This window comes from Risungbinella massiliensis (assembly GCF_000942395.1).
GTDB classification, from domain to species: Bacteria; Bacillota; Bacilli; order Thermoactinomycetales; family Thermoactinomycetaceae; genus Risungbinella; species Risungbinella massiliensis.
Genome location: NZ_LN812102.1, coordinates 438,780 through 461,337, shown reverse-complemented (window position 1 = coordinate 461,337; position 22,558 = coordinate 438,780). Strand labels below are relative to the sequence as shown.

The 22,558-nt window shown below is 38.0% G+C and carries 17 protein-coding genes and 2 pseudogenes; 12 read left to right on the top strand and 7 right to left on the bottom strand.

Annotation, left to right across the window (positions count from 1 at the left end; genetic code table 11):
* Positions 1 to 23 precede the first annotated feature (23 nt).
* From VJ09_RS02715 to VJ09_RS02695, 5 genes are all read left to right on the top strand, one after another.
* Positions 24 to 5,984 carry a DNRLRE domain-containing protein gene (locus VJ09_RS02715; protein ID WP_044640136.1) on the top strand — a complete coding sequence of 1,987 codons (5,961 nt, stop codon included), beginning with the start codon at positions 24 to 26 and terminating at the stop codon, positions 5,982 to 5,984.
* A gap of 9 nt (positions 5,985 to 5,993) precedes the next feature.
* Entirely contained in the window at positions 5,994 to 6,347 is a 354-nt protein-coding gene (locus VJ09_RS02710) for a hypothetical protein (RefSeq protein WP_044640135.1), read from the top strand.
* A gap of 198 nt (positions 6,348 to 6,545) precedes the next feature.
* Positions 6,546 to 6,827, top strand: coding sequence for a hypothetical protein (locus VJ09_RS02705; protein ID WP_044640134.1), 282 nt, complete (start codon positions 6,546 to 6,548; stop codon positions 6,825 to 6,827).
* 471 nt (positions 6,828 to 7,298) lie between these two features.
* Positions 7,299 to 7,640: an RHS repeat-associated core domain-containing protein gene (locus VJ09_RS02700; protein WP_044640133.1), complete on the top strand. Its 342-nt coding sequence runs from the start codon at positions 7,299 to 7,301 to the stop codon at positions 7,638 to 7,640.
* Positions 7,637 to 8,068 carry a hypothetical protein gene (locus tag VJ09_RS02695; RefSeq protein WP_147635415.1) on the top strand — a complete coding sequence of 144 codons (432 nt, stop codon included), beginning with the start codon at positions 7,637 to 7,639 and terminating at the stop codon, positions 8,066 to 8,068. Before VJ09_RS02700 ends, VJ09_RS02695 begins: the two co-directional genes overlap by 4 nt.
* A gap of 30 nt (positions 8,069 to 8,098) precedes the next feature.
* Here VJ09_RS02695 and VJ09_RS17935 read toward each other — a convergent pair.
* A pseudogene (locus tag VJ09_RS17935) lies at positions 8,099 to 9,240 on the bottom strand (IS3 family transposase).
* Positions 9,241 to 9,591: 351 nt separating this feature from the next.
* Here VJ09_RS17935 and VJ09_RS02680 point away from each other — a divergent pair.
* Complete coding sequence (locus VJ09_RS02680) at positions 9,592 to 10,653, top strand: LLM class flavin-dependent oxidoreductase (protein ID WP_044640130.1); 1,062 nt, start codon at positions 9,592 to 9,594, stop codon at positions 10,651 to 10,653.
* 276 nt (positions 10,654 to 10,929) lie between these two features.
* Here the strand turns inward: VJ09_RS02680 and VJ09_RS02675 are convergent, their stop codons facing one another.
* From VJ09_RS02675 to VJ09_RS02660, 4 genes are all read right to left on the bottom strand, one after another.
* Positions 10,930 to 11,466: a GNAT family N-acetyltransferase gene (locus VJ09_RS02675; RefSeq protein WP_044641539.1), complete on the bottom strand. Its 537-nt coding sequence runs from the start codon at positions 11,464 to 11,466 to the stop codon at positions 10,930 to 10,932.
* 291 nt (positions 11,467 to 11,757) lie between these two features.
* Positions 11,758 to 12,333 carry an RNA 2',3'-cyclic phosphodiesterase gene (gene thpR, locus VJ09_RS02670; RefSeq protein ID WP_044640129.1) on the bottom strand — a complete coding sequence of 192 codons (576 nt, stop codon included), beginning with the start codon at positions 12,331 to 12,333 and terminating at the stop codon, positions 11,758 to 11,760.
* Between the two features lie 367 nt (positions 12,334 to 12,700).
* On the bottom strand, positions 12,701 to 14,596 hold the full coding sequence (locus VJ09_RS02665) for a serine hydrolase (RefSeq protein WP_044640128.1): 1,896 nt from the start codon (positions 14,594 to 14,596) through the stop codon (positions 12,701 to 12,703).
* 478 nt (positions 14,597 to 15,074) lie between these two features.
* A complete protein-coding gene (locus VJ09_RS02660) occupies positions 15,075 to 15,482 on the bottom strand; it encodes a carboxymuconolactone decarboxylase family protein (protein ID WP_044640127.1) in 408 nt (135 codons plus the stop codon).
* 122 nt (positions 15,483 to 15,604) lie between these two features.
* On the opposite strand from VJ09_RS02660, the gene VJ09_RS02655 reads away from it, so the two are divergent.
* Positions 15,605 to 16,045 carry an Lrp/AsnC family transcriptional regulator gene (locus tag VJ09_RS02655; protein WP_044640126.1) on the top strand — a complete coding sequence of 147 codons (441 nt, stop codon included), beginning with the start codon at positions 15,605 to 15,607 and terminating at the stop codon, positions 16,043 to 16,045.
* A 239-nt stretch (positions 16,046 to 16,284) separates the two neighbouring features.
* The gene (locus tag VJ09_RS02650) at positions 16,285 to 17,724 is read left to right on the top strand and encodes an alpha/beta hydrolase family protein (protein WP_044640125.1); all 1,440 of its coding nucleotides are present in this window, start codon (positions 16,285 to 16,287) and stop codon (positions 17,722 to 17,724) included.
* A 332-nt stretch (positions 17,725 to 18,056) separates the two neighbouring features.
* Here VJ09_RS02650 and VJ09_RS02645 read toward each other — a convergent pair whose 3' ends face one another.
* Positions 18,057 to 18,794: a coiled-coil domain-containing protein gene (locus VJ09_RS02645; protein ID WP_044640124.1), complete on the bottom strand. Its 738-nt coding sequence runs from the start codon at positions 18,792 to 18,794 to the stop codon at positions 18,057 to 18,059.
* A gap of 661 nt (positions 18,795 to 19,455) precedes the next feature.
* Here VJ09_RS02645 and VJ09_RS02640 point away from each other — a divergent pair.
* Genes VJ09_RS02640 through VJ09_RS02625 form a run of 4 tightly spaced genes read left to right on the top strand, consistent with a single transcriptional unit; the run spans position 19,456 to position 21,927 of the window.
* Positions 19,456 to 19,782: an ArsR/SmtB family transcription factor gene (locus VJ09_RS02640; protein ID WP_044640123.1), complete on the top strand. Its 327-nt coding sequence runs from the start codon at positions 19,456 to 19,458 to the stop codon at positions 19,780 to 19,782.
* Between the two features lie 18 nt (positions 19,783 to 19,800).
* The gene (locus tag VJ09_RS02635; RefSeq protein ID WP_044640122.1) at positions 19,801 to 21,102 is read left to right on the top strand and encodes an arsenic transporter; all 1,302 of its coding nucleotides are present in this window, start codon (positions 19,801 to 19,803) and stop codon (positions 21,100 to 21,102) included.
* Between the two features lie 13 nt (positions 21,103 to 21,115).
* Complete coding sequence (gene arsC, locus VJ09_RS02630; RefSeq protein WP_044640121.1) at positions 21,116 to 21,541, top strand: arsenate reductase (thioredoxin); 426 nt, start codon at positions 21,116 to 21,118, stop codon at positions 21,539 to 21,541.
* Between the two features lie 59 nt (positions 21,542 to 21,600).
* The gene (locus tag VJ09_RS02625) at positions 21,601 to 21,927 is read left to right on the top strand and encodes a YnfA family protein (protein ID WP_044640120.1); all 327 of its coding nucleotides are present in this window, start codon (positions 21,601 to 21,603) and stop codon (positions 21,925 to 21,927) included.
* A gap of 114 nt (positions 21,928 to 22,041) precedes the next feature.
* Here the strand turns inward: VJ09_RS02625 and VJ09_RS02620 are convergent.
* Positions 22,042 to 22,534, bottom strand: a pseudogene (locus tag VJ09_RS02620) (arsinothricin resistance N-acetyltransferase ArsN1 family A).
* Positions 22,535 to 22,558 lie beyond the last annotated feature (24 nt).

Here is a 22,558-nt window from a genome sequence, read left to right as displayed (position 1 = left end):
TAGTTGGGCAAGCCTATTTTTACATGGTTGCGGTAAAAACAACAGATGGAAAAGTGATCCCATCTCGAACGCAATTAACCCGGTTGCCGAAATCTGGTTACACGTTGCAGATCCTCCAAAATGGTGAAGATGCTACCATCTCAAGTTCCAAACCTACTACGAATCTAGACATGCTAGATGGCGAACCTTGGGTTATGACGGGAAATAATAGTGGTACATATGGGAAAAGTAGAGCGCTTTTCCGCTTTGATACTACGTCCATTCCAGCTAATGCAAAAGTAGTAGATGCGAAGTTAGATTTATGGGCATGGTATATGTCTCGATCAGCTGGAACCGCTTCTACTTACACTACACACACTCTTACTAAAGCCTTTACGGATACCACCGTAACATGGGGTTCCCATGCAACCAGTTTTAATAGTACCGTATTAAGTTCCGTTACCAACATTACTAATGACCCGAAATGGCAGACTTGGAATGTGACTAGCGCAGTACAGTCTTGGATCAACGGAGCAACTAACTTTGGGTTGATGGTCAAACATCGTGATGAAGCAAGTACCACACAAGGCGAGCGTGTCATATATACCAACAGTGATTTGACATCTGCACCTCAGCTAAGACCGAAACTAAGTGTCTTATATATTGATAAGTCTGCTGCGAATTCATATTATGCACCAAAAACTGTTTCCACGATGAGTAGTGGACAGACATATGAAGCCGAGATAACACTCACGAATGCCACTAATAAAACATGGGTAGGAGCAACCGATAAACTTTCCTATCACTGGTCTAATCCAGATGGCACCGATATTGCATTAGATTCCGCTAATCAAATCATGACGGAATTAAAGCCAATAGATAGTACCGGAACCCCTGCTTCGACTCCGGTAGATGTTGCACCAGGGCAAACCATCACCATTAAGGCACAAGTAAAGGCACCTGACCTTGCTTCTCAGGTATTACGAGAAGGCCTTATCTTACGTTGGGATCTCAATCAATCTGGAACATGGCTCTCCAAAAGTACAGATCCGGTACCTACTTTGAATCAGTACATTAGAGTGGAGTCTTCTGGAAGTCGAGATCTCGGAATCGATGGACATAACACGACTATCGATTCGGATACCGGAACAGGTAGTGCTTCTAGTGTTAACCTATTTCGAGGAAATGCTACTTTTACTTACGATGTCTTTGATAACCCATCCCATGGATTTAAGACTGCTGTAGATATCACGTACAACAGTTTAGATACAACGGATTCAAGTTTGGGTATAGGGTGGTCCTTAAATGCATCTAGTCTGATGCGTATTGGTTCTCCTTCCCAAAATACTGCTAAAGTAAATAGCAGTGACCAGATCGTATCAGGGGAAGTATTTTTAATCGATGATGATGGTACGACACACAAATTCGTATATGACTCAATTAAAAAACAGTTTGTAGATGGACCAGGTACCAATATGCACCTAGAGTACATCAGTGGAACTGACGAGTATCGGAAATGGGTTATTACCGACCCAGAGCGTACCCAATACGTATTTGATAAAAAGGGGTATATTCGAGAGGTAAAAGATAATAACGGTAACTTTTTGAAGTATATATACGAAGAAAAAACAATCAATAATCAACCACAGAAACTGCTCAAATATATTGAAGACAAAGACGGAAGAAAGACCTTAACGATTGATTACACATCAACTAACAAAGTAGATCAGATTACAGATGCATCTGGTAGAATCGTAAAATTTACTTATGATCCAACTGGAAAATTAGTTAAGTTCGTAGATGGTTTCGGACACACAGAAGCGAAAACATATGAATTTACGTATCACCTCTTGTTAGATAATATCCTGACAGTGATCAAAGATCCAAATGGGAATCTGACGACATATGAGTACTACGTAGATGGAGTAGATAAAAAGAAAGTACAAAAAGTAACAAACCGAAAAGATGAGACAATTACTTATACAAACATCAGTAAAAATGAGAAAATTGCTACTGATGCTAAAGGAAATCAAACAAAATATGTAATGGACGACAACGGAAACCCATTATCCATTACAAATGCAAATAACGAAACTACCAAGTTCCAATATGATAGTGATTACAACCTGATTCGCCAGGAAGAAGCCAATGGTGCAGTAACCACTTGGACTTATGATTCCATAGGGAACATTTTGACTGTTACAGATGCTGAGAACAACGCGATCGCAGATGTGTCACAACGCAAATCGATGAAGTATGAGTATCAATATTCGTTAAATAATTATGTGTCCGAATTAATCAAGAAGACGACTCCGGAAGAGCGCTCTATTACGTACACATACGATACGAGAGGAAATGTCCTTACAGAACAAGATGCTGCTAATAACAAAAATACAATTACTTATCATGGAACAACAGGTCTTATCCACACCTCGACAGATAAAAATGGCAATGTGACTACCTACGGAGATCCAAATGCTCCAGATTATGGTTATCATTCGACCGGACAGCCAAAAGTTATAAAAGATGCACTAGGGAATGTAACTAAAATTACCTACAATCAATATGGGCAAATTTTAACTGTTACCAATGGATTAGGTAAAGTAAGTACCTTTACGTATGACGTATTTGGTAGACCGTTGACAAGCAAAACTCCTAAAGATGCTGCGCAGAATGAATATATTGTAACTCCAGCCCCTGTATATGATGGGAACGACAACGTTCTGGAAAGTACAAGTCCAACTGGAGCAAAAACATACTTTAAATATGATAAAAATGATCAGCTTATCGAAAAAATCTTACCAAAAGATAATACAACAGATCCTGAGATTAAGTGGACCTATCAGTATGATGTACTAGGGAACTTGATTCAAGAAACCGAACCAAAAGGGAATCTCACAACGGATCCAGATGATTACACGACAAAATATGAATACGATAAGTTAAATAGATTAAGTAAAGTAACCAATAGTCAAGGCGATGCGATCACCTATGAGTATGACGACGTAGGCAACCAAGTAAAAGTGACTTCGCCTAAAGGAAATCTCACTCCAGACAACCCAAATGATTATGTACAAACCACTGTATACGACAAAAATCATCGAGTCATCAAAGTAATTGATACCGATGGAAAAGCAGTAGAGAACAGTTATGATGCTGACGGGAATGTAATTCAAACGAAAGACAAAGAAGGACATATTGTTACAAAGACCTACGACAATCGTAGTTTTCTAACAGACGAAAGCTATGAACGTCAAGCAGGTGTCCTACTAAAAACTCGCTATCAACATGACAATATGGGGAATGTCATAGGAGTAGAATCACCAAAAGGTGTCGCCACCTTAACCGTAGATGATTTTACAGAGAAGACAGTATACGACAAACTAGGGCGAGTAAAAGAGATTATTTATTCAGTTGATCCAAACAGTACTGATCCTCGTGATCGCATCCAACATAAGATGATCTATGAGTACGACGCTGTAGGCAATCAGATTTCGGTTAGCACGCCACCATCCGAAGGTCAAACCGACAGACTCGTAACGACCTTTAGCTATTATGATAATGGCTGGATAAAGAGTAGTACGGATCCATGGAATATCAAAACGGAATATCAGTACAACGAAGAGGGAGCTCAGACACAGCGGATTATTACAGGATCAGATGGTTCTGTCCAACGCAAGATGAGCTGGGCGTTCTATCTTAACGGAAGACTAAAACAAATGGTAGACGATGGTCTTCAAGCGAGTGGCAGTCAAGCAGATAGTGTGAAAAAAGAATTCTCGTATCGCTACGATCCGAACGGGAACCTCATCGAAACGAAAGATACCAGTACCGGAGCGATTTTCGATACGTACCAGACAACGTATACTCCGTTAAACCAAGTAGCTCAGCTAGACCAACTGGTGAGTGGACAAATCAAGCAAACGACCAAATATACTTACGATATTCATGGCAATCCTTTACAACAAGTATACTCTCAGGGAATAGTGGACCTTAGCTATAACGGTCTGGATCAAGTAAATACGATGACGCACAAAAAGAATGCGACCGATCCAACACCGCAAGTCCATTCGTATACGTATACCGTAAACGGTCAGACGAATCAGATCACCAAACCAAATGGAAATAAAACCAACTACACCTATTATGCAGATGGAAAACTTCAGCAACTAGAAACGAAAAAAGCAGATGGCACCTCCATCCAGAAACATGTGTTGGAATATGATCTCAATGGTGCTCTAACCAAAGACACTTACACAGGATTGGATGCAGAAAATCAAGCAATATCAAGTGTATACAACTATCAATACGATTCGAAAAATCGTCTAGTAGGTTACCAAAAGACCGGAACAAAAACTGCAAGTGAAAGCTATGTATTGGATGCCAACAGCAACATCGTCCAAAAAATACAAAACGGCAAACAGATCAGCTTCCAATACGATAAAAATCGCCTTATCTCCCAAACCGCAGATGGAAAAACATCGACGTATCGCTATGATCCAATGGGACGAGTAGATCAGGTAACGGCAAACCGCCAAGTAGTAGAAGATTTCACCTACGACCCGTTTGATCGCACGATAGCATATGAGAAGACAAAAGACGATGGAAGCAAAGTCAAAACGAACTATACGTATGATCCAATGGATCGTACCATAAGCAAAACGCAGCAAGTAGGCACAACCGAAGAAAAAACCACTAACTTCCACTATCTAGGAATGACCGAACAAGTTGTTTCTGAAGAGATAGCGGGTCAAATCACCAAGTCCTACACCTATGCACCATGGGGTGAAAGACTCTCCATGTTGAAACAAGACAGCGGAGAAGTCTCGTACTACCAGTACAACACCGATGTAGATGTAGAGATGCTCACGGACGAAAACGGAAATGTTCGTAGTACCTATGGATATACGCCATATGGAGAAAATGATCCAGATCAATTTACTGGTGTGGACAAGCTTACTGCGACCAATCCAGACCAAGAGATGTATAACTCCTATCGCTACAGCGGTAAATCATGGGATCCCCAAACGCAATCGTACGATTTGGGCTTTAGAAGCTATTTCCCAAGTGTAGGGAGATTCCTATCCCCAGACTCGTATAACGATTCCGTATCCAATAAAGGACTCGTTATGGATTCCATGACCAATAATCTGTACAACTTTACTGGTGGTAACCCAATCAGCTTCTCTGATCTGGATGGACATATTCCGCTGGAAAATGGAGGTATGTATCACGATCCGGTAAAAGCCTATGTTGCAAATACAGGGCGCTATTACCGAATGGGTGGGAAGGTAGGTAAGAAGGCTCCGAAGAAGGTAGTAAAGAACGCACAGAAGACATACTACTCTTTTAAACGATCTCAAACCAAGCCTAAAGTAAGGTCTTCGGCTTCCGTTAGGAAAGTAGCAACCCAGTCAAAATCGAATTGTAAGCCACCAAGCTGTATTCAAGTACATGATGGTTCTACACAATCTAAGAAGGGAACCGCAGGTATCGTTACAGGATTTATACCAGTTCTTGGAGAAGCCCAAGATGCGACTATATTAACATTGGGATACGATCCTATTTCTAATAAAAAAATGTCTAGAGCTTGGGGATTATTCGTTTTTGTACCAGTTGTTGGTGCGACATCTGTAAAAATCATTGCTGATGGGCTTAAAAGTACTAGTAGATCTACTGTTCAAAGAAGTAGCGGATCTTTAAGAATGAATCTGCAAGCCTTTTCAAACCGTTTTGCAGGAAAAATTAATGCTGACAATATTCCCAACATGTCTAAACAAGAAATCTTCGATGGCTTACCAAGTAACTGGAAATACACTGAAAACAATGGTTTTGTTCATATTAGAGATGATATTGGAAACATTCGAATGAGAATTGATCCTCCTGACAAAGTTACAAAGTATGACCATGTTCATTTATATGATCAAAAAGGTAATCCACTAGATGTAAATCTGAACATTGTTGATAGAAAAAGTGCGGATGCTCATATTCCGTATAAGAAGTGAGGTAATTAATTGAAAGCACAGCAGATTCAAAGGGAAATTGAAGATATGCATTATTGGGATGCACGAGTACTGCAATTGGACTCCAATTTTTTTGGAGACGAAATAACAATTGTATTTGAAGATACAGATTACAATGTAAAGCTATCTTTTACTGGTTGTTCAAAATTCTCATTCGTCACAAGTGCTGATGATAGAATGAAACCTCTAAAAGAGTTAACTAAAGCCCAAATTCCTTATTTTATTCAAGATGTTGAAGTTAGTGAGATTCAGATAGATGGGCAGGACTTATTAAAATGTAAAATTTTAATGTCGCCCTTACATGTAGAAGTTGTATGCAATACCATTGCTGTTGACACAGTATAATTACAAAAACCTTGATTGGCTATTTGCCTTTCAAGGTTTCTTTTTACTCAGACTAAAACAAATCGTAGAGATGGTCTCCAAACGAGTGGTAGTCAAGCAGATATAGTGTAGGTAACTATACTAAAATACACCTATTATTTTTATAAAATAAGAAGGTGTTAACAATTTCCTCTAAAATAAAGATTGGAATGATAAAGTATGATTGAGAAATTGGATGCAGAAATAATTGATCATTTACGGCAACTAGCACGAAATGGTAAATCTGTTGAAGAAATGTTACGCTACTTGATTGGAGTATTGCAACTTACCAAAGACTCAAGATTGATTGTTATATTGTATTTTAAAGAAGCGTTTTTACTTAGATTAGGTGATATCTCTAAATTAGGAGCGTGGAATTTTTTTGAAGGTGGAACATGGGATATCGAGATGATTGAAGATGAAATTAAGCCATTAATAAATAAGGGGTTGAAGTCGCTTTAATTGTTGCAAGAAAGTATTATCTTAAAACGAAGGGCTGGGAAATAACTAATTTCCGAAAAAATCTATCCCATTTATTGATAAAAGAGGATCTGTGTTAGTTCACCATTGGATTTTTCTTGGTTAGTTATGTGTAATCATGACTGTGAAACCTATGTTTCAAAATAGAAAGTATTACAAGTTTCCTAAATCAAATAAAGAATAGTTTCTTAAAAAGAGTAGGGATTGTTTTGTTCCTACTCTTTTACATGTTACAACCATGTTTCGATAATAGATGATCGTATCCATAGGCTTTATATCGGGAAAGAAGTACTTGTTTCCTATAATTGATATGGCAAATTTTAGCAGTTACAAATGCAATGGGCAAAACCAGTACCTTTACATATGATGTGGTTGGTAAGCCATTGATCAGCAAAATTCCAAAGCCAAGTAGGCACAACAGAAGAAAAGACGACCAACTTCAACTATTTAGGAATGACCGAGCAAGTTGTTTCCGAAGAAATAGCCGGTCAAATCACGAAGTCCTACACCTATGCACCATGGGGTGAAAGACTCTCCATTGTTCGTAGTACCTATGGATATACGCCGTATGGAGAAAATGATCCAGATCAATTCACTGGTGTGGACAAGCTTACTGTGACTAATCCAGACCAAGAGATGTATAACTCCTATCGCTACAGCGGTAAATCGTGGGATCCCCAAACGCAATCGTACGATCTTGGATTCCGAAGCTATTTCCCAAGTGTAGGGGGTTCCTATCCCCAGACTCGTACAATGATTCTGTATCCAATAAAGGACTCGTCATGGATTCCATGACCAACAACCTGTACAACTTTACTGGTGGTAACCCAATCAGCTTCTCCGATCTGGATGGACATATCCCGTTGGAAAATGGAGGAATGTATCGCGATCCGGTAAAAGCCTATGTTGCAAATACAGGGCGCTACTATAAGATGGGTGGACAGGGGAAAAAAGCACTAAAGAAAGTAGTGCGAAATGCAAAGACGAAATACTATACTTTTAAACGATCTCAAACCAAGCCTAAAGTAGTGTCGTCGGCTACTGTTAGGAAAGTAGCAACCCAGTCAAAATCAAATTGTAAGCCACCAAGTTGCATTCAAGTACATGATGGTTCTACACAATCTAAGAGGGGAACCGCAGGTCTTCTTGCAGGATTTGTACCAGCTCTTGGAGAAGCGCAAGATGTCACTATATTAACAATGGGATATGATCCTTGGACTTAGGTCAATATCTTGGACACAAAAAAGTTAAGTCTATGCTATATTTCTAAGATTATCTTCTACTGCTTGTGTGTTTGAAAATTCAAACTCCCATGTATGCGTTTTCGGTTATACCACCCTTCAATAAATTCAAAAAGGGCAGCCCTTGCTTTTTCGTAGTTTTGGTAATGTTGATGATGGACTTCTTCTTTCTTTAAGATAGCGTGAAATGATTCGATACATGCATTGTCATATGGACATGCTTTTTTACTAAAGGATTGGATCATTCCATAACGTTGGGTTTGTTCTGCGAAAGCAGAACTCGTGTATTGAGTGCCCAAATCAGTATGCAAGATCCCTTTGGAGGTTTTTGAGTATCGTAAGCGTTTTCTAATGCTTTCATTACCAAGTTTTCGTCATTTTCTTTGAAAATGAATAACCAACAATCTTCTTAGAATGTAGATCTAGAACCGAAGCTAAGTAGCACCAACCATCTTGGATGGTATGAATGTAGGTAATATCTGTGACCCATTTTTGGAGAATCCTTGTTGTGGAAAAATCTTGTTCTAACAGATTTTCTCGTTCTGTTACAGGTTGTTTGGAAGAGAAAGGTTTGTATTTCTTGATGGTGATAGAGAAAACTCCTAGTTTTCTCATGAGACGTTGCACGCGTTTTAAGCTAATAATAATCCCTTTTTTCTTCAGGACTTGATGGATTTTAGGAGCATCATAACGTTGTTTGCTTGCTTTGTGTATCTCTAAAATCTGCTTGCAAATCTCTTTGGTTTCATACGCTCGTTTCGTTTCTTTTTTATAGAACGACTGATAGTAAGAACTTCGTGGTATTTCTAGTACCTTGCTCATGATAGAAACAGCGTATTGATCACGATGTTCTGCCATAAAGAAAATGAGGTCCTGATCCTTTATTTTTTGGCGAATATGGCCATAGCCTTTTTTAGAATCTCATTTTCCTCCCGAAGACGCTTCATCTCTTTCTGTACCTTCTTCAGATCCGATGGTGTTAGGGTTTCTTCTTCACTCGCCCCAAGGGGCGATAAGTTTTTAATCCATTTATAAATGGTCACTTCTGAAATGCCATATTCGCTACTAAGTTCTTTTACTGGTCGTCCAGAATGATAGAGCTCAACCACCATGCTTTTAAAGTCATCATGATATTTAGCTTTTTTCCGTTCCATTTGGACACATCCTTCCTAGGAATCCATTGTAAGGACTTAACTAAGATGTGTCCACAAAACTATACTAGCTCCAAACAGGTAGAAATGGTTTATCTTTTACTAGAAGCAGGAGCAGATACAAATATTATACATACGGTTAAAAGTTATATGAAACTGGCTTTTTTGAGAAATTAAACCCTCTAGATCAAAGATGAGTTGAAATCTATTTTACATGAACTTAGGCCTATGCATATGTTAATTAAAACGGATTTTATGTAACCCACCTGAGTTAAAATAGGAGGTGACTATTCAATAAAGATTAACTAGTCAGTTTTGAAACTGTCATGAAAAAGATAGCAGGAGGAAACGTCAATGGAAATAGGTATAAGCACCTTTGTAGAAACAACACCAGACGTAAATACCGGAAATGTCATAAGCCACGCACAGCGACTGCGTGAAGTAGTCGAGGAGATTGTCCTTGCTGATCAGGTAGGTTTGGATGTCTTCGGTGTGGGGGAGCATCATCGGGAAGATTATGCAGCATCTTCTCCTGCTGTCGTATTGGCTGCAGCCGCCTCCCAGACGAAGCGAATCCGCCTTACAAGTGCAGTAACAGTTCTCTCATCAGATGATCCTGTACGTGTCTTTCAGGATTTCGCCACACTGGATGGAATCTCAAATGGACGGGCAGAAATCATGGCAGGACGGGGATCTTTCATCGAATCATTCCCACTGTTTGGCTATGATTTAAACGATTATGATGAGTTGTTTGATGAGAAATTAGATTTACTATTAACACTTCAAAAGTCCGAGAAGGTAACTTGGAGTGGCAAGCATCGTCCCGCCATTCAGAACCTGGGTGTGTATCCAAGACCGGTGCAGAATCCATTGCCTGTATGGATCGGAAGCGGGGGCAATAGGGAATCTGTCGTTCGTGCAGGACTGCTTGGTCTACCGTTAGTCCTTGCGATCATTGGGGGGAGCCCGCTACATTTTGCTCCGCTGGTACAGCTTTACAAAAAAGCAGCAGAACATGCAGGACATGATATATCCAAGCTGAAGGTTGCATCCCATTCCCATGGCTTCATTGCAGAGGATACTCAGACAGCTGCTGATAAGTTTTTCCCTTCCACCCAGCAGGCTATGAATAAACTTGGACGGGAGCGTGGCTGGGGGCATTACAGCCGGACAAGTTTCGATTCGGCACGAAGTCTTGAGGGAGCACTCTATGTAGGGGATCCAGAAACAGTTGCAGAAAAAATTATTCATCTGCGTAAGAATGTAGGGGTAACAAGGTTCATGCTGCATGTCCCAGTTGGATCAATGCCACATGAAGATGTCATGAAGGCCATTGAGCTATTAGGTACAGAAGTGGCACCACGGGTTAGAGTACAAGTTGCTCATTGGGAGAAGAACAGTGAAGAGAGACATTAGAATCAAATTGTGGTAGGGAGTCCAAGGAATAACTCCGATCAAAATAAAAGACCTTTGAGTTCTCCATAAAAAATTGGATTTCTGGTAGTTTTTTTCATGTGAATAGTCGAATCGTTTAACTAATAAACAAAAAAAGCCCTAACTCTTCTAAACATAGAGTTAGGGCTCTTTTTACGCACAGGGAAGAAGGAGTGGGAGGATTTTGCCACTGTTAGTTTACAGTACTGGGGTAATAATGTTGTTACTAGTATTCGAAATAGATACCACATTAACCAGTTAATAAAGGTAGCCTAGGAAATCAAGGTCTCCCTCATTCCAACTTATTTGACCAATTTCCTTCATCATCAATTCATCCATTACTTTATGACCTATACCAAAAGTAGTCTGATTTTTTTCATCGATTTTTAACCACTTACACTTGTTTTTTACGGATTTATAACCATTTCGTAAATACAATGATTTATTACCTGCAAATAAAAGTAAAAAATCAACATTGCGCTCTTCACAGAACATTTCTATTTCCGAAAGTAACAGTGAGCCTAATCCTTTTGAACGAAAGTTTTGTGAAACACATAAGTCAATCACACCCAGCACTCTCACCGGATTTCCGTTAAGATTCATCACTCTATAATCTAATCCTACCTGTCCTACGAGGCAATTTTCCTCGTTAAATGTTAGAAATCTAAAATGAGGGATTTGTTTAAAATAAGTTCTTTTTGGATAGCTATCTAGAAAACATTCAGCTAATAATGTTTGTATATTTACTGTTAGTTCATTACTAATTTCATGCTCCAATACCATTTGTATCTTCAAATCGTATGCTCCAATACCATAGTTTTCTGCATATTGTAATATGAACTTTAGAATAAAGCTATTCACTTCTGAAGATATCCGACGAGTCAGCAAGTTGCTTGAGATGAACTGTATGTTGGTCATTACCATGCTCGGTTGAATATGAGTATGTTATCTCTTTCTGTTAGGTTAATTGGGGTCTAACTAACAGAATGCGAATTTGATACGCTAAGCGATTTTTCTACATAAAGCAAAGCCGATTTCCTGTAACGCTAAAGGAATCGGCTTTGCTTCTTTTATATGTTATGTTGACTAAGTTGAAAATGGAAAAGAAGAGACCACATGGTACATCGGCTTTTGTCCTAGCTTGGTTTCATACAGGACAATCTCTTGAACAGTCCATTTCCTATCTGATAATTCCCCAAGATAATCTTGATTCAACTGAGCAATAGGGAAATGATCTTGTTGGTATTTTCTCGCTAGAGTGACATGGGGGCGGTATGGACGATCTTCTGCTGGGAATCCAATGGAAGAAAGGGCTGTTACTACCTCTTTTTGCAAAAGATTAAGTTGATGTAACTCTCCTCTTACTCCTGCCCATAAGATTCTGGGTTGCTCGGTTCTTCCAAAAGTACCAAGTTCATCTAATTCTAGTGTGAAAGAATTTTGTTTCTTCACGATTTCTTGTAAGGCAGGGATAATCTCTTTCATTTGCTGATCTGTCGTAATTCCTAAGAAATGTAAAGTAAGATGAAGATCTTGCTCATACACCCATTTACTAAACTTCCATTCTGATTTCTTACTCGTTATCCATTTAGCAAGCTGGTGTTTTACTAAATTAGGTAACGGAACAGCAACAAACAGTCGTGGTTCTGGTTGGCGATTCATTCATTTCATCCTCCTGTGGTAATAGAAACCCAGCGCTCGTACGTACGAGTAGTGGGACAAACCATCTACAATATAATCTCTGACTGATCTCTAAACTCGTTTTATCAAGGTAGTTTGTCTGGGGACCGCGCTCCTTTGTTCAATGGACAAGGGGGAACATAGTTTATTTTCATCAAAGTACTTTTTATATTATTTCCTTCACTTGAATTTTCTCTTCCTGTAATAAAGTTTATTGTTGATTCTCTCACCCATTGTACTAGGAGATAGAAATAATAGATCATCGTCGAAGAGTTTTTTTAGCTGCATTTGTTCTCTATACAAATGATAATACCCTAGGACATCCATTGGATCTCCAGCGTATTCTTGATTACAAAGGGTAGTGAATGCTTAAAAAGTTCCAATAATATAAGAATGGGGGATAAGTAAGACCCAAGATAACAAGTGTGCAATAAACTGATCGAATCCAGATGCTCTCTATGTATCTCATTATTTTCCACAAAAGACCAAAAAGCCCTATTGCTAAGATAAATAAGACAAACGGAAGAGAACAAACGAAGTGGACATACCATGAAGGGAGCCCAAATGCTAGGTTGGACACAGCCTGAAGCGTGATAACGATAAAAATTCCATTTAATAGACACATAGTACATGCTAGCCAGCGGAATTTAGAGACGATGGAATGACTGGTCTTTTTGCGCCACTTGCGAATCAACCATCCAAAGATAAATAGCAGACCTGTAAGGATAAAGGAAATGGAAGCGCCAAAAAAGTAATACTTAGCTAAATAACCCCGTTCATACCACTCCAATTTATCAAAAGCCATAGGGTCTCCGGTAAATAGTTTCTCTCCATCCGTTGTTTTCGTCAGATAGATTCGTCCATCGCCATCTCCATTTATTTCTTGGAACAGTCCTGAATCAATTTCTATGAATTGTTTCTCTGTGCCTGATGATCCGTTTTTTACTGATATTTTACCGTCATCTAGAGCAGTGACCAGAAGTTCTTCTCCCATAAATTTCATAAATTTACCAAACCTATGGTGAGGGTATCGATTTGGTGCAAAAGCTCCATCAAATTGTTTCAGCTCTTCCAACTTCGTTTTGAATGAAGCAGGTTGGATTTTGGTCTTTGTTGGGTAATAGTGATCGAAAAATTGTGAGATGAACTCGTTGATTAATGAATTTCCTCCTCCACCATTCGTGGAGATAAAGATCCCCAGGTTTTGGTCAGGAGCCAAATAGATCATAGAAGTGGATTCCTCAATTATGCCATCATGAAAAATCGTTCGTATTCCATTTTGTTCTGATTCAAAGAATCCGTATGCAATACCAGGAAGTTTCGGATGTTTGGTAAAGTGGGTTGTTTGCATCCACTTTGCTGTTTGTTCAGAGAAAATGCGTGTATCTTCCCCTTTTCCATTTTGTAAATGGGCAATCATATAATTCGACATATCGGGAGCATTCGTATGGAGAAATCCGGCAGATAGAATATGGGGATAGGTGTATGGGATTGATTCGTGTTTGTCTCCTATATATTGATAACTTTTCACGAGATATGGAACGAGTTGGTCTTTCAATGTAAAGCTAGTCTGCTTCATATTGAGCGGTTGAAGGAGAAACTCCTGCATATATTCTTCAAATGATCTTCCTGTTGTTTCCTCTAAGATTCTTCCTACAATCCCAAATCCATGGTTACTATATTGCGCTTCTTGCCCTGGAGGGCGAATGGGATGTGGCTGAGAATGAGATAGGTATTCTGCTAGTGTTTTTTGTTGATTTGGATTCATCGCTTGTACGTCATAGACCCACTCATCCAAGCCAGCTGTATGTGTCAACAAATGATGGAGTGTTATCGGTTCTTGAAAACCATTCTCCATTTTCAAATCTGTTAAATAATGATTGACATCCTTATGCAAGTCTAATTTTCCTTGTTCAACCAGTTGCATGACGGCAGTGGCTGTAAGGTTTTTGGCAATGGAACCTACGCGAAATACCGTTTTATCTGCAATCACTGGTATTTTCTTCTCCAGATCCGCGTAACCGTAGCCTCTCATTAGCTGGATTTTCCCATCTTTTACGATGGAAATGACCGCTCCTGGAACATGATTTGTCTTTAGGTTTTGTTGAAAAAATGTATCTACAAACTTCTGCAATTCTTGGGGATTTCGAATGTTTGGTATAGACTCTTCCGCAAAAACGGTGAATGAATGGAAAGTACAAATGCTGATTAACAAACAAATGATCAATATTTTTCGCTTTAGCACATGTTGTACTCCTTTGTTTAAACATAGTTGGAATTCATAATGAGGAAAATCCGTCTTTGGCATTAAATTGCTTATAGACATTTTGTGTTTTGAAAAAACAGTTAATTATATTTTAAAAGGGAAATCTAAACATTTGGTTAATTTTCCGAAAACTTTTGCTTAATTAACTTTTAGAGCCCACGATGAATTTAGTTCAACTAGGAATTAAGAAAAACTATCTACTTGGTTCAATAGGAATAACCAGTAGAAGCAAGATCTACTATACGTTTCATAGAACCAGGGAGAGGCTTCATCGGATTAACGGTAGATATAGTAGGATGGAGCGTACAAATTCAATAAAAACCCCAATTACTCATTTATATCATTGAGAAATTGGGGTTTATTTTTCAACCATTTCGCTTGTTCATTGAATGGCCCATTTTGACTACTCATAGAATAGGGAACTGTATTTTAATACTGTTCTAACTCTCTATTCTTCTTATGCCTCTAATTTCATCATGGCACCAAAATATTGGGAAGCAGTGGTAAAGGCAATAAATGCACATAGTTCACTTATTTCCTCTTCGGTGAAAGATTCTCTCAATATATTAAATATGGAATCAGATAGATCCCCCTTTTGTTTCAAAAATACTTCTGCAAATCCTACAGCAAGAGATATTTTTTCATCAAACTGATCAGGGTCAGGTTTTCCTTTTGCTTTACAATACTCACAGCCATTACTTTGTGCTAATGTCCGCCTTACTTGTTCCTTTAATTTGGAAGAGAGTAAGGCATCTTTTTCTAACATGCCTCCTAAGTGAGACCATGCTTCCATCACTTCTTTGTTGTGTCCTAATAGTCTTTGAAAAGGTGTTTCTCCAAAACTAGATTCCACAATTCTTGCCATATAAAGTCCCTCCTTGTTATATTCATTATAAAAGGGAATATAGCTAATTAACATTAAATCAAAAACGAATAAACAAGAAATGATTTAAACAGTTAACGAATATAGGAAGGATTTGCTTAAAAATGAAAATAGATAAAATGGATAAAAAGATTTTGGATGAATTACATCATAATTGCCGATTAACAATGAGTGAACTTGGAAGAAGAGTAAACTTGTCTTCCCCATCCGTAACGGAACGAGTAAGACAAATGGAGTCTTTTGGATTGATAAAAAAATACACCTTAGAAGTAGATCATGAGAAATTAGGATTACCAATTCAATGCATTATAGAAGCAACGGTTAAAAATGGCGACTATAACTCTTTTAAAAAGTATATAGAGAAACTTCCAAACGTAGAATTCTGTTATCGAATTGCAGGTAAAGCTTGTTATATGCTTAAAATGCATTTTGAAACGTTTGCTAAGGCAGAGGAATTTATTGATACTGTTAGTCCATTAGCTCAAACTGTGACGCATTTTATTTTTTCGAAGATTGATACAAATTTACAATTTAATTTAGATTGATCTACCAATTATTTTTGATTAAATTAAATTGCTCCGTTAGCAAAATATTACCTATGGATACCTCCAGCAAAACACAAATTTAAAATGGTAAAGATTTGGATACGAAAATAACCGGTTTTCACCACGTTTAGGGTGTGACCGGCTGTTTTGATTTAAGAAGGCTAAGTGAAATAAATTTATTCAGAATAAAATACTATTGTTATAATATCTATATATTTTTACTGAAAAAGGAGAACCTTATGCGATTTTGGGAAATGTCTTTAATTGTTATTAACTTTTCCTTTCTAATCTGGTTTGTATTCGGAAAACGAAAAGGTGGATGGTTATCCATTTTATTTTTGTCTGTTGCCTACAGTTTGGTCATAACCCAAATAGCGGTGGAAGGTGGACGCTGGCAAATGATTCCCGCCTATTTGACACCACTCATAATGACTTTGCTATCTTTTGTTAAAAAACAGACGAAAAATGTTAGAAGTCGAATAAAAAGCACGGTTCAAGCATTACTACTAACAGTATATTTGTTGCTTTCGGTCACTTTGCCCATCGTCTTACCTGTATTCGAATTCGAAAAGACGACTGGCCCTTACCTAGTAGGAACCACAAGCTATCATTGGATCGATGAAAAACGATCAGAAGACTATACAGAAAATCCAAATGACAAACGCGAGTTAATGGTACAAATTTGGTATCCTACGGACAAGCCGGATCCCACGACAAAAACACCGTATATCCAAAATGTTCCGGAAATCACAGAAGGACTAAAACGCGCACTGTCTATTCCACCTACTATTTTCAGTCATTTGGGACTTGTCAAAACACATGCTTACCTCCATGCGAATTTGTCAGATTCGGAGAAACGTTTTCCAGTGTTAATTTTTTCCCATGGACTGACAGGATTCCGTAATCAAAATACATTTCAAGTAGAGGAATTGGTTAGTCATGGCTATATCGTAATAGGTATTGATCACACTTTTGACGCTGCAGCAACTGTATATCCTGATGGTCGTGTAGCTTCAATCAAATTTGCGAATTTATCTGGTTTCCCTAAATTAGATGAACATATACAGCTTTGGACTGATGATGTATCCTTTGTTCTGGATCAAGTAGACAAGATCAATCAAAACGATCCACAAGGGCTGTTTACTGGCAGAATCGATATAGATCGGATTGGCATGTTTGGACATTCGTATGGTGGGGCTACTGCTGTACAAATGCTATGGAAAGATGCACGTGTAAAAGCCGCAATTAATATGGATGGTACTCTGTATGGTACCCCAATACCAGAAAAAGGGCTTGGAAAACCGTTTATGCAAATGCATGCGGAAAAGAGTGTAGACAAAAAGAAGTATTTTGAAACAGTGGACTTGGCAATCAAGCAGACAGGAAAAACGCGAAAAGAATATGAAAATAATTGGAATGAAATGGGACGAAGATGGAAAAATGCATTAGCTAATGGTGGAGTATCTCTTATCATTCCGCATACGAGCCATATGAGTTTTACCGATTTTCATCTATTCTCCCCATTGCTCCCCAACAAAAATGAACAACCACGACAAGTACACCAGATCATAAACAAATTTAGTCTTGCCTTTTTTGATAAGCATTTGAAACAAGGGAACGTTTCTATCCTAGATAAGTTAAAAGTTCAGTACCCAGATGTGCATTTTAACGTTCATTGAGCGGATTTTTGTATAAACAGAAAGAATTATTTTCTCTACCAAGGCGGATATTTGTACACCTTAGTCCCATGAAAAAGCATTACAAAATAGAATAAAACAATTTCGAAGAGGGATTTAATGAATAACTAATTAAGAGATTGAGACTCACCTTCTTTTAGTGAGACTGTAGGTATATAAGAGTGGCTAAAGGCATTTTCAATAGATGAATGACGTGCTGAGATAGATAACAAAATATAAAAATACTAGCCTATTCTTAGTGAGATAGGCTAGTATTTTTAATGATAATTGGAACACAAGATAAGTATCCTTGAAATTTTGATTTTAACTTTTTGTTAATTCCATAATGCCCATAGCGAAATAGAGGTTAACAATAGGAAAGCTGAAGCGAATATAACATCTCTTCTCTTCATTTGACTTTGCCAAATTTTTTCTTTCTGTGAAAGTGTATTTCTTAATTCTGCTAGCTCTTCTTCCTTTTTCTTTTGTTCTGCTTGTACCTTTTCATTGTGAGTATGTATTTGATTTTCGAGTTGTTGTAAAGCTAATTGACGCTCATCAATGGACTCTTGAAAAGCCTTCTGTTTTTTTTGTTCCTTCTGTAGATTCTCATTCCAAGTTTGTAATTGATTTTCAAGTTGTTGTAGAGTCAATTGTTGCTGGTCATAGGACTCTTTCAAATCGGTCATCTTATTTTGGTGGTCCATAGATATCTCAGCCCTGATTTGCTCTCCATACTTTTTTATCTCATCCAGAGAATTTTTTTCAATGAATTCGATTTTATTTACCTGTTGTTGGATATAGGATCGCAATTCATTATCGTCATTTCGTATTGCTTGACTAATTAGTTGAACATCTCTATAGATCTCTTCTAGCTTATTTGCGACCATCAAGGCGGAATGCTTCATAGAATTTGCTTCTTCCAGCTGTTGATCCACCTTTTTAAGCTGAACAAATTGGTTGTCTAATTGTTCTAATCTATTATGGATATTCAGCATTTCATCTAAGATTTCTGTGAGACCTTCCTCTTTTTCATGAGATTCTTTTTTTACTAATCGTTCCAATAATCCCAACTAATAATCCTCCATTCACTTATTACTAACTAGTTGAAATGTTATCTTTGTATAGATAACACATGAAACCAATATTAAAACATACCCTTGGTGTCATGACAAATCACTCTTAGTTCTTTTCACGAATATGTAAACAGTTCGAAATTTAGTTTGGGAATATCTAAATGGACTGTCACTAGCTCCTGATTTTAAATGGATCTATGCTTATCACTATCACAGAGATAAATTTGGTTGGTATCGTGCAAGGATAAGATGATAGAAGGGAGGCTTTAAAGGAATTACTTTAGATATTCATTTGAGTCATAATCTCTTAGATCAAAAATATTAGTCTCCAATCGTTCTTGGCCATCTTTCCTGCTAAGTATACCTTTGTCATAATCCGCCACCATTTCCGCAAAACCTGCAAGTAGAAACCCATATAAATGTCATTATCAAATATCCTTCTTCCACAAACGGTTAGAGAAATACATTATACGAAGCCAAAAAGCTAATTCTACTCTATAAGTCACGAATATGTTTTCAAAGGGTCACTCTTTATTTTATTTTCTACTGGTTGTATAAAATCGATATAAAAATCCAGTTTCGTACATGATATAAAAAACATGCTTTCATCTTTGATAAGCATATAAGCATATGATTATATATATATGAGGTGATGGTCATGTTCGATTTAGAACAGATAGCCGATTGCCATAAGGCATTAGGTGACAAAACACGCTTACACATTCTTTCCCTATTAAAGGTAGAAGATCTTTGTGTATGTGAGTTAGTAGAGATTCTTCAAATTACTCAACCAGCAGTTTCTCAACATATGCGGAAGCTCAGACAAGTGAAGTTGATTAAAGAACGTCGAAGTGGACAATGGGTTATTTACTCTCTAAACGGTGAGGATTATCCATTCTTTCAAGAGTTCTTGAAGTCTCTTCCGGATTTGTCTGATCAGATTGAAAAACTAAAAGCGAGTGGTTTGAAGGTTATCTGCGAATAATCTTCGAGGAGTGAGTCGATGTCTACCTTATCTGTTTTAGCTTTTTTGGTTTTTGTCATTACATTAGTTTTCGTTATTTGGCAACCGAAAGGATTGTCAATTGGTTGGTCAGCCAGTGGCGGAGCGATATTAGCTCTTATTTTAGGAGTCGTTAGTATTTCTGATGTGTGGATCGTTACCGGAATTGTTTGGAACGCTACATTAGCATTTGTTGCCATTATCCTTATTTCCTTGATTATGGATGAGATTGGCTTCTTTGAGTGGGCTGCTCTTCATATGGTGCGTTTAGCTGGCGGCAACGGTCGAAAGATGTTTGTGTATGTCGTACTTCTAGGTGCCGCAGTTGCAGCATTTTTTGCCAATGATGGTGCGGCTCTTATCTTAACACCGATCGTATTAGCAATGGTACGGGCACTGAAATTTGAAGAAAAGATGATCTTCGCCTTCATTATGGCAAGTGGATTTATTGCAGATACTACTTCCCTTCCTCTTGTTGTCAGCAATCTAGTGAATATAGTCTCTGCAGATTACTTTGGGATCGGTTTTGTAGAGTATGCCACTCGTATGATTATTCCCAACTTTTTTGCCTTAGGAGCAAGTTTATTAGTTCTTTTCCTATACTTTCGTAAAAGCATCCCCAGAGAGTATGATGCCAACCAATTACAGTCTCCTATTCAAGCAATTAAAGACTTAAAATTATTTAAACTTACTTGGATCATTTTGGTGGTGCTACTTGCTGGTTATCTATTTAGTGAAAGATTAGGTATTCCAGTATCTCTGGTAGCAGGAGTCGCAGCAATCATCTTTCTTATTGCGGCTCGAAGAAGTCCTGTAATCTCAACCTGGCAAGTGGTAAAAGGTGCACCATGGACAGTCGTCGTCTTTTCTATCGGGATGTATGTCGTAGTTTATGGACTAAAAAATGCTGGTCTAACCGATGCTCTGAGTCAAGTGCTCACATGGACGACGGAACAAGGACTCTATTTCACAACGGTTGGAACTGGATTTATAGCAGCGATTCTCTCTTCTATCATGAACAATATGCCTACCGTAATGATTGATGCGTTAGCAATTCAAGCTACAGACACAACAGGGATGATGCGGGAAGCGCTCATTTATGCCAATGTGATTGGTTCTGATTTAGGACCGAAAATTACCCCGATTGGTTCATTAGCTACTTTATTATGGCTCCATGTTCTCTCCCAAAAAGGAGTGAAGATTGGGTGGGGAACTTACTTTAAGATGGGAATCATATTAACGATCCCTACACTACTTATCACCTTAACTGGTCTCTATCTTTGGTTGATTCTCATTTCCTAAAGGAGCGTTACAAATGGCAGATAAAAAAATAATCTACTTTCTATGTACTGGAAACTCTTGCAGAAGCCAGATGGCTGAAGGATTTGGAAAGAAATATTTACAAGATCACTATGAGGTATATAGCGCAGGCATTGAAGCACATGGATTAAATCCAAAAGCAGTAAAAGCAATGGCTGAAAAAGGAGTAGACATTTCCAATCAAACCTCTGACATTATTGATCCAGAGCTATTGAACCGAGCAGATGTTGTCATCACCTTGTGTGGAGACGCGAATGACAAATGTCCTATGACACCTCCAGATAAAAAACGTGCCCACTGGGGATTTGATGACCCTGCACGTGCTCAAGGAACCGATGAGGAAAAGTGGGAAGTATTTCGTCGGGTACGGGATGAAATCGAAGCTAGAATTCAACAGTTTGCTAAAGATGGAAAGATTTAATCATCTTTAGAAACTCGATTTTTGTTAGAGAAAACCCTAAATAAGGGAGAACGAGAACATTGTTACAAGCTATTTTATTGTTCCTACTTGCAGGATTGGCTGAGATAGGTGGAGGGTATCTTATCTGGCTATGGTTAAGAGAAGGTAAACCTTTTCACTGGGGAATTTTTGGTGGGGTTGCTCTAGCTTTATATGGAGTAATTGCTACTTTTCAATCCTTTCCTTCATTTGGTCGAGTTTACGCAGCTTATGGAGGAGTTTTTATTATCCTTTCCGTTTTATGGGGTTGGGGAATCGATAAAAAAACTCCTGATTTATATGATTGGATTGGTGCGGTAATTTGTTTAATTGGTGTAGGTGTAATGCTTTGGGCTCCAAGAAATTAGCCAATTCTATGCGTTGAATATAAATAATAAGTGACTTAAGCTCCTATTTGGTTCTTAAGTCACTTATTATTTATTGGACAAATTACGGTTTATAATCCAATGCTCCTTGTGGCACTATTTAATTAACTTTTCCATTGCCGCTATATCGACAAATTTACCATCTAATTTACCTTGGTTTTGAAAAACTCCAACTTCTCGGAATCCCTGTTTCTTATACAAACCTTGACCTAATGAGTTAAATGGAAAAGTAAAGAGAACAATTTTATAAAAACCATGCACTTTAGCATGTGCTTCTATAGCTTGAAGCAAAGCAGTTCCTACCCCTTTTCCACGAGAAAATCGATCAATATAGACAGATAGTTCCCCAACTCCCGCATAAGCACATCGGTGAGAATAAGGGTTTAATGCAACCCATCCTAAGATTTTCTCATTACTCTCCGCAACCAAAACCGTATATCGCTCTGTATGATTTGCAAACCATTGTTCCATATAGGATAGAGATTTGGTTTTCTTCTAAAGTAGCGATCCGATCCTCTATTCCCTGGTTGTAAATCGTACAAATTTGTTGTAAATCATGCGAAGTAGCTTTCCGAATCAATAAATCCATTTCGTTTCCCCCATTTTGGATTTA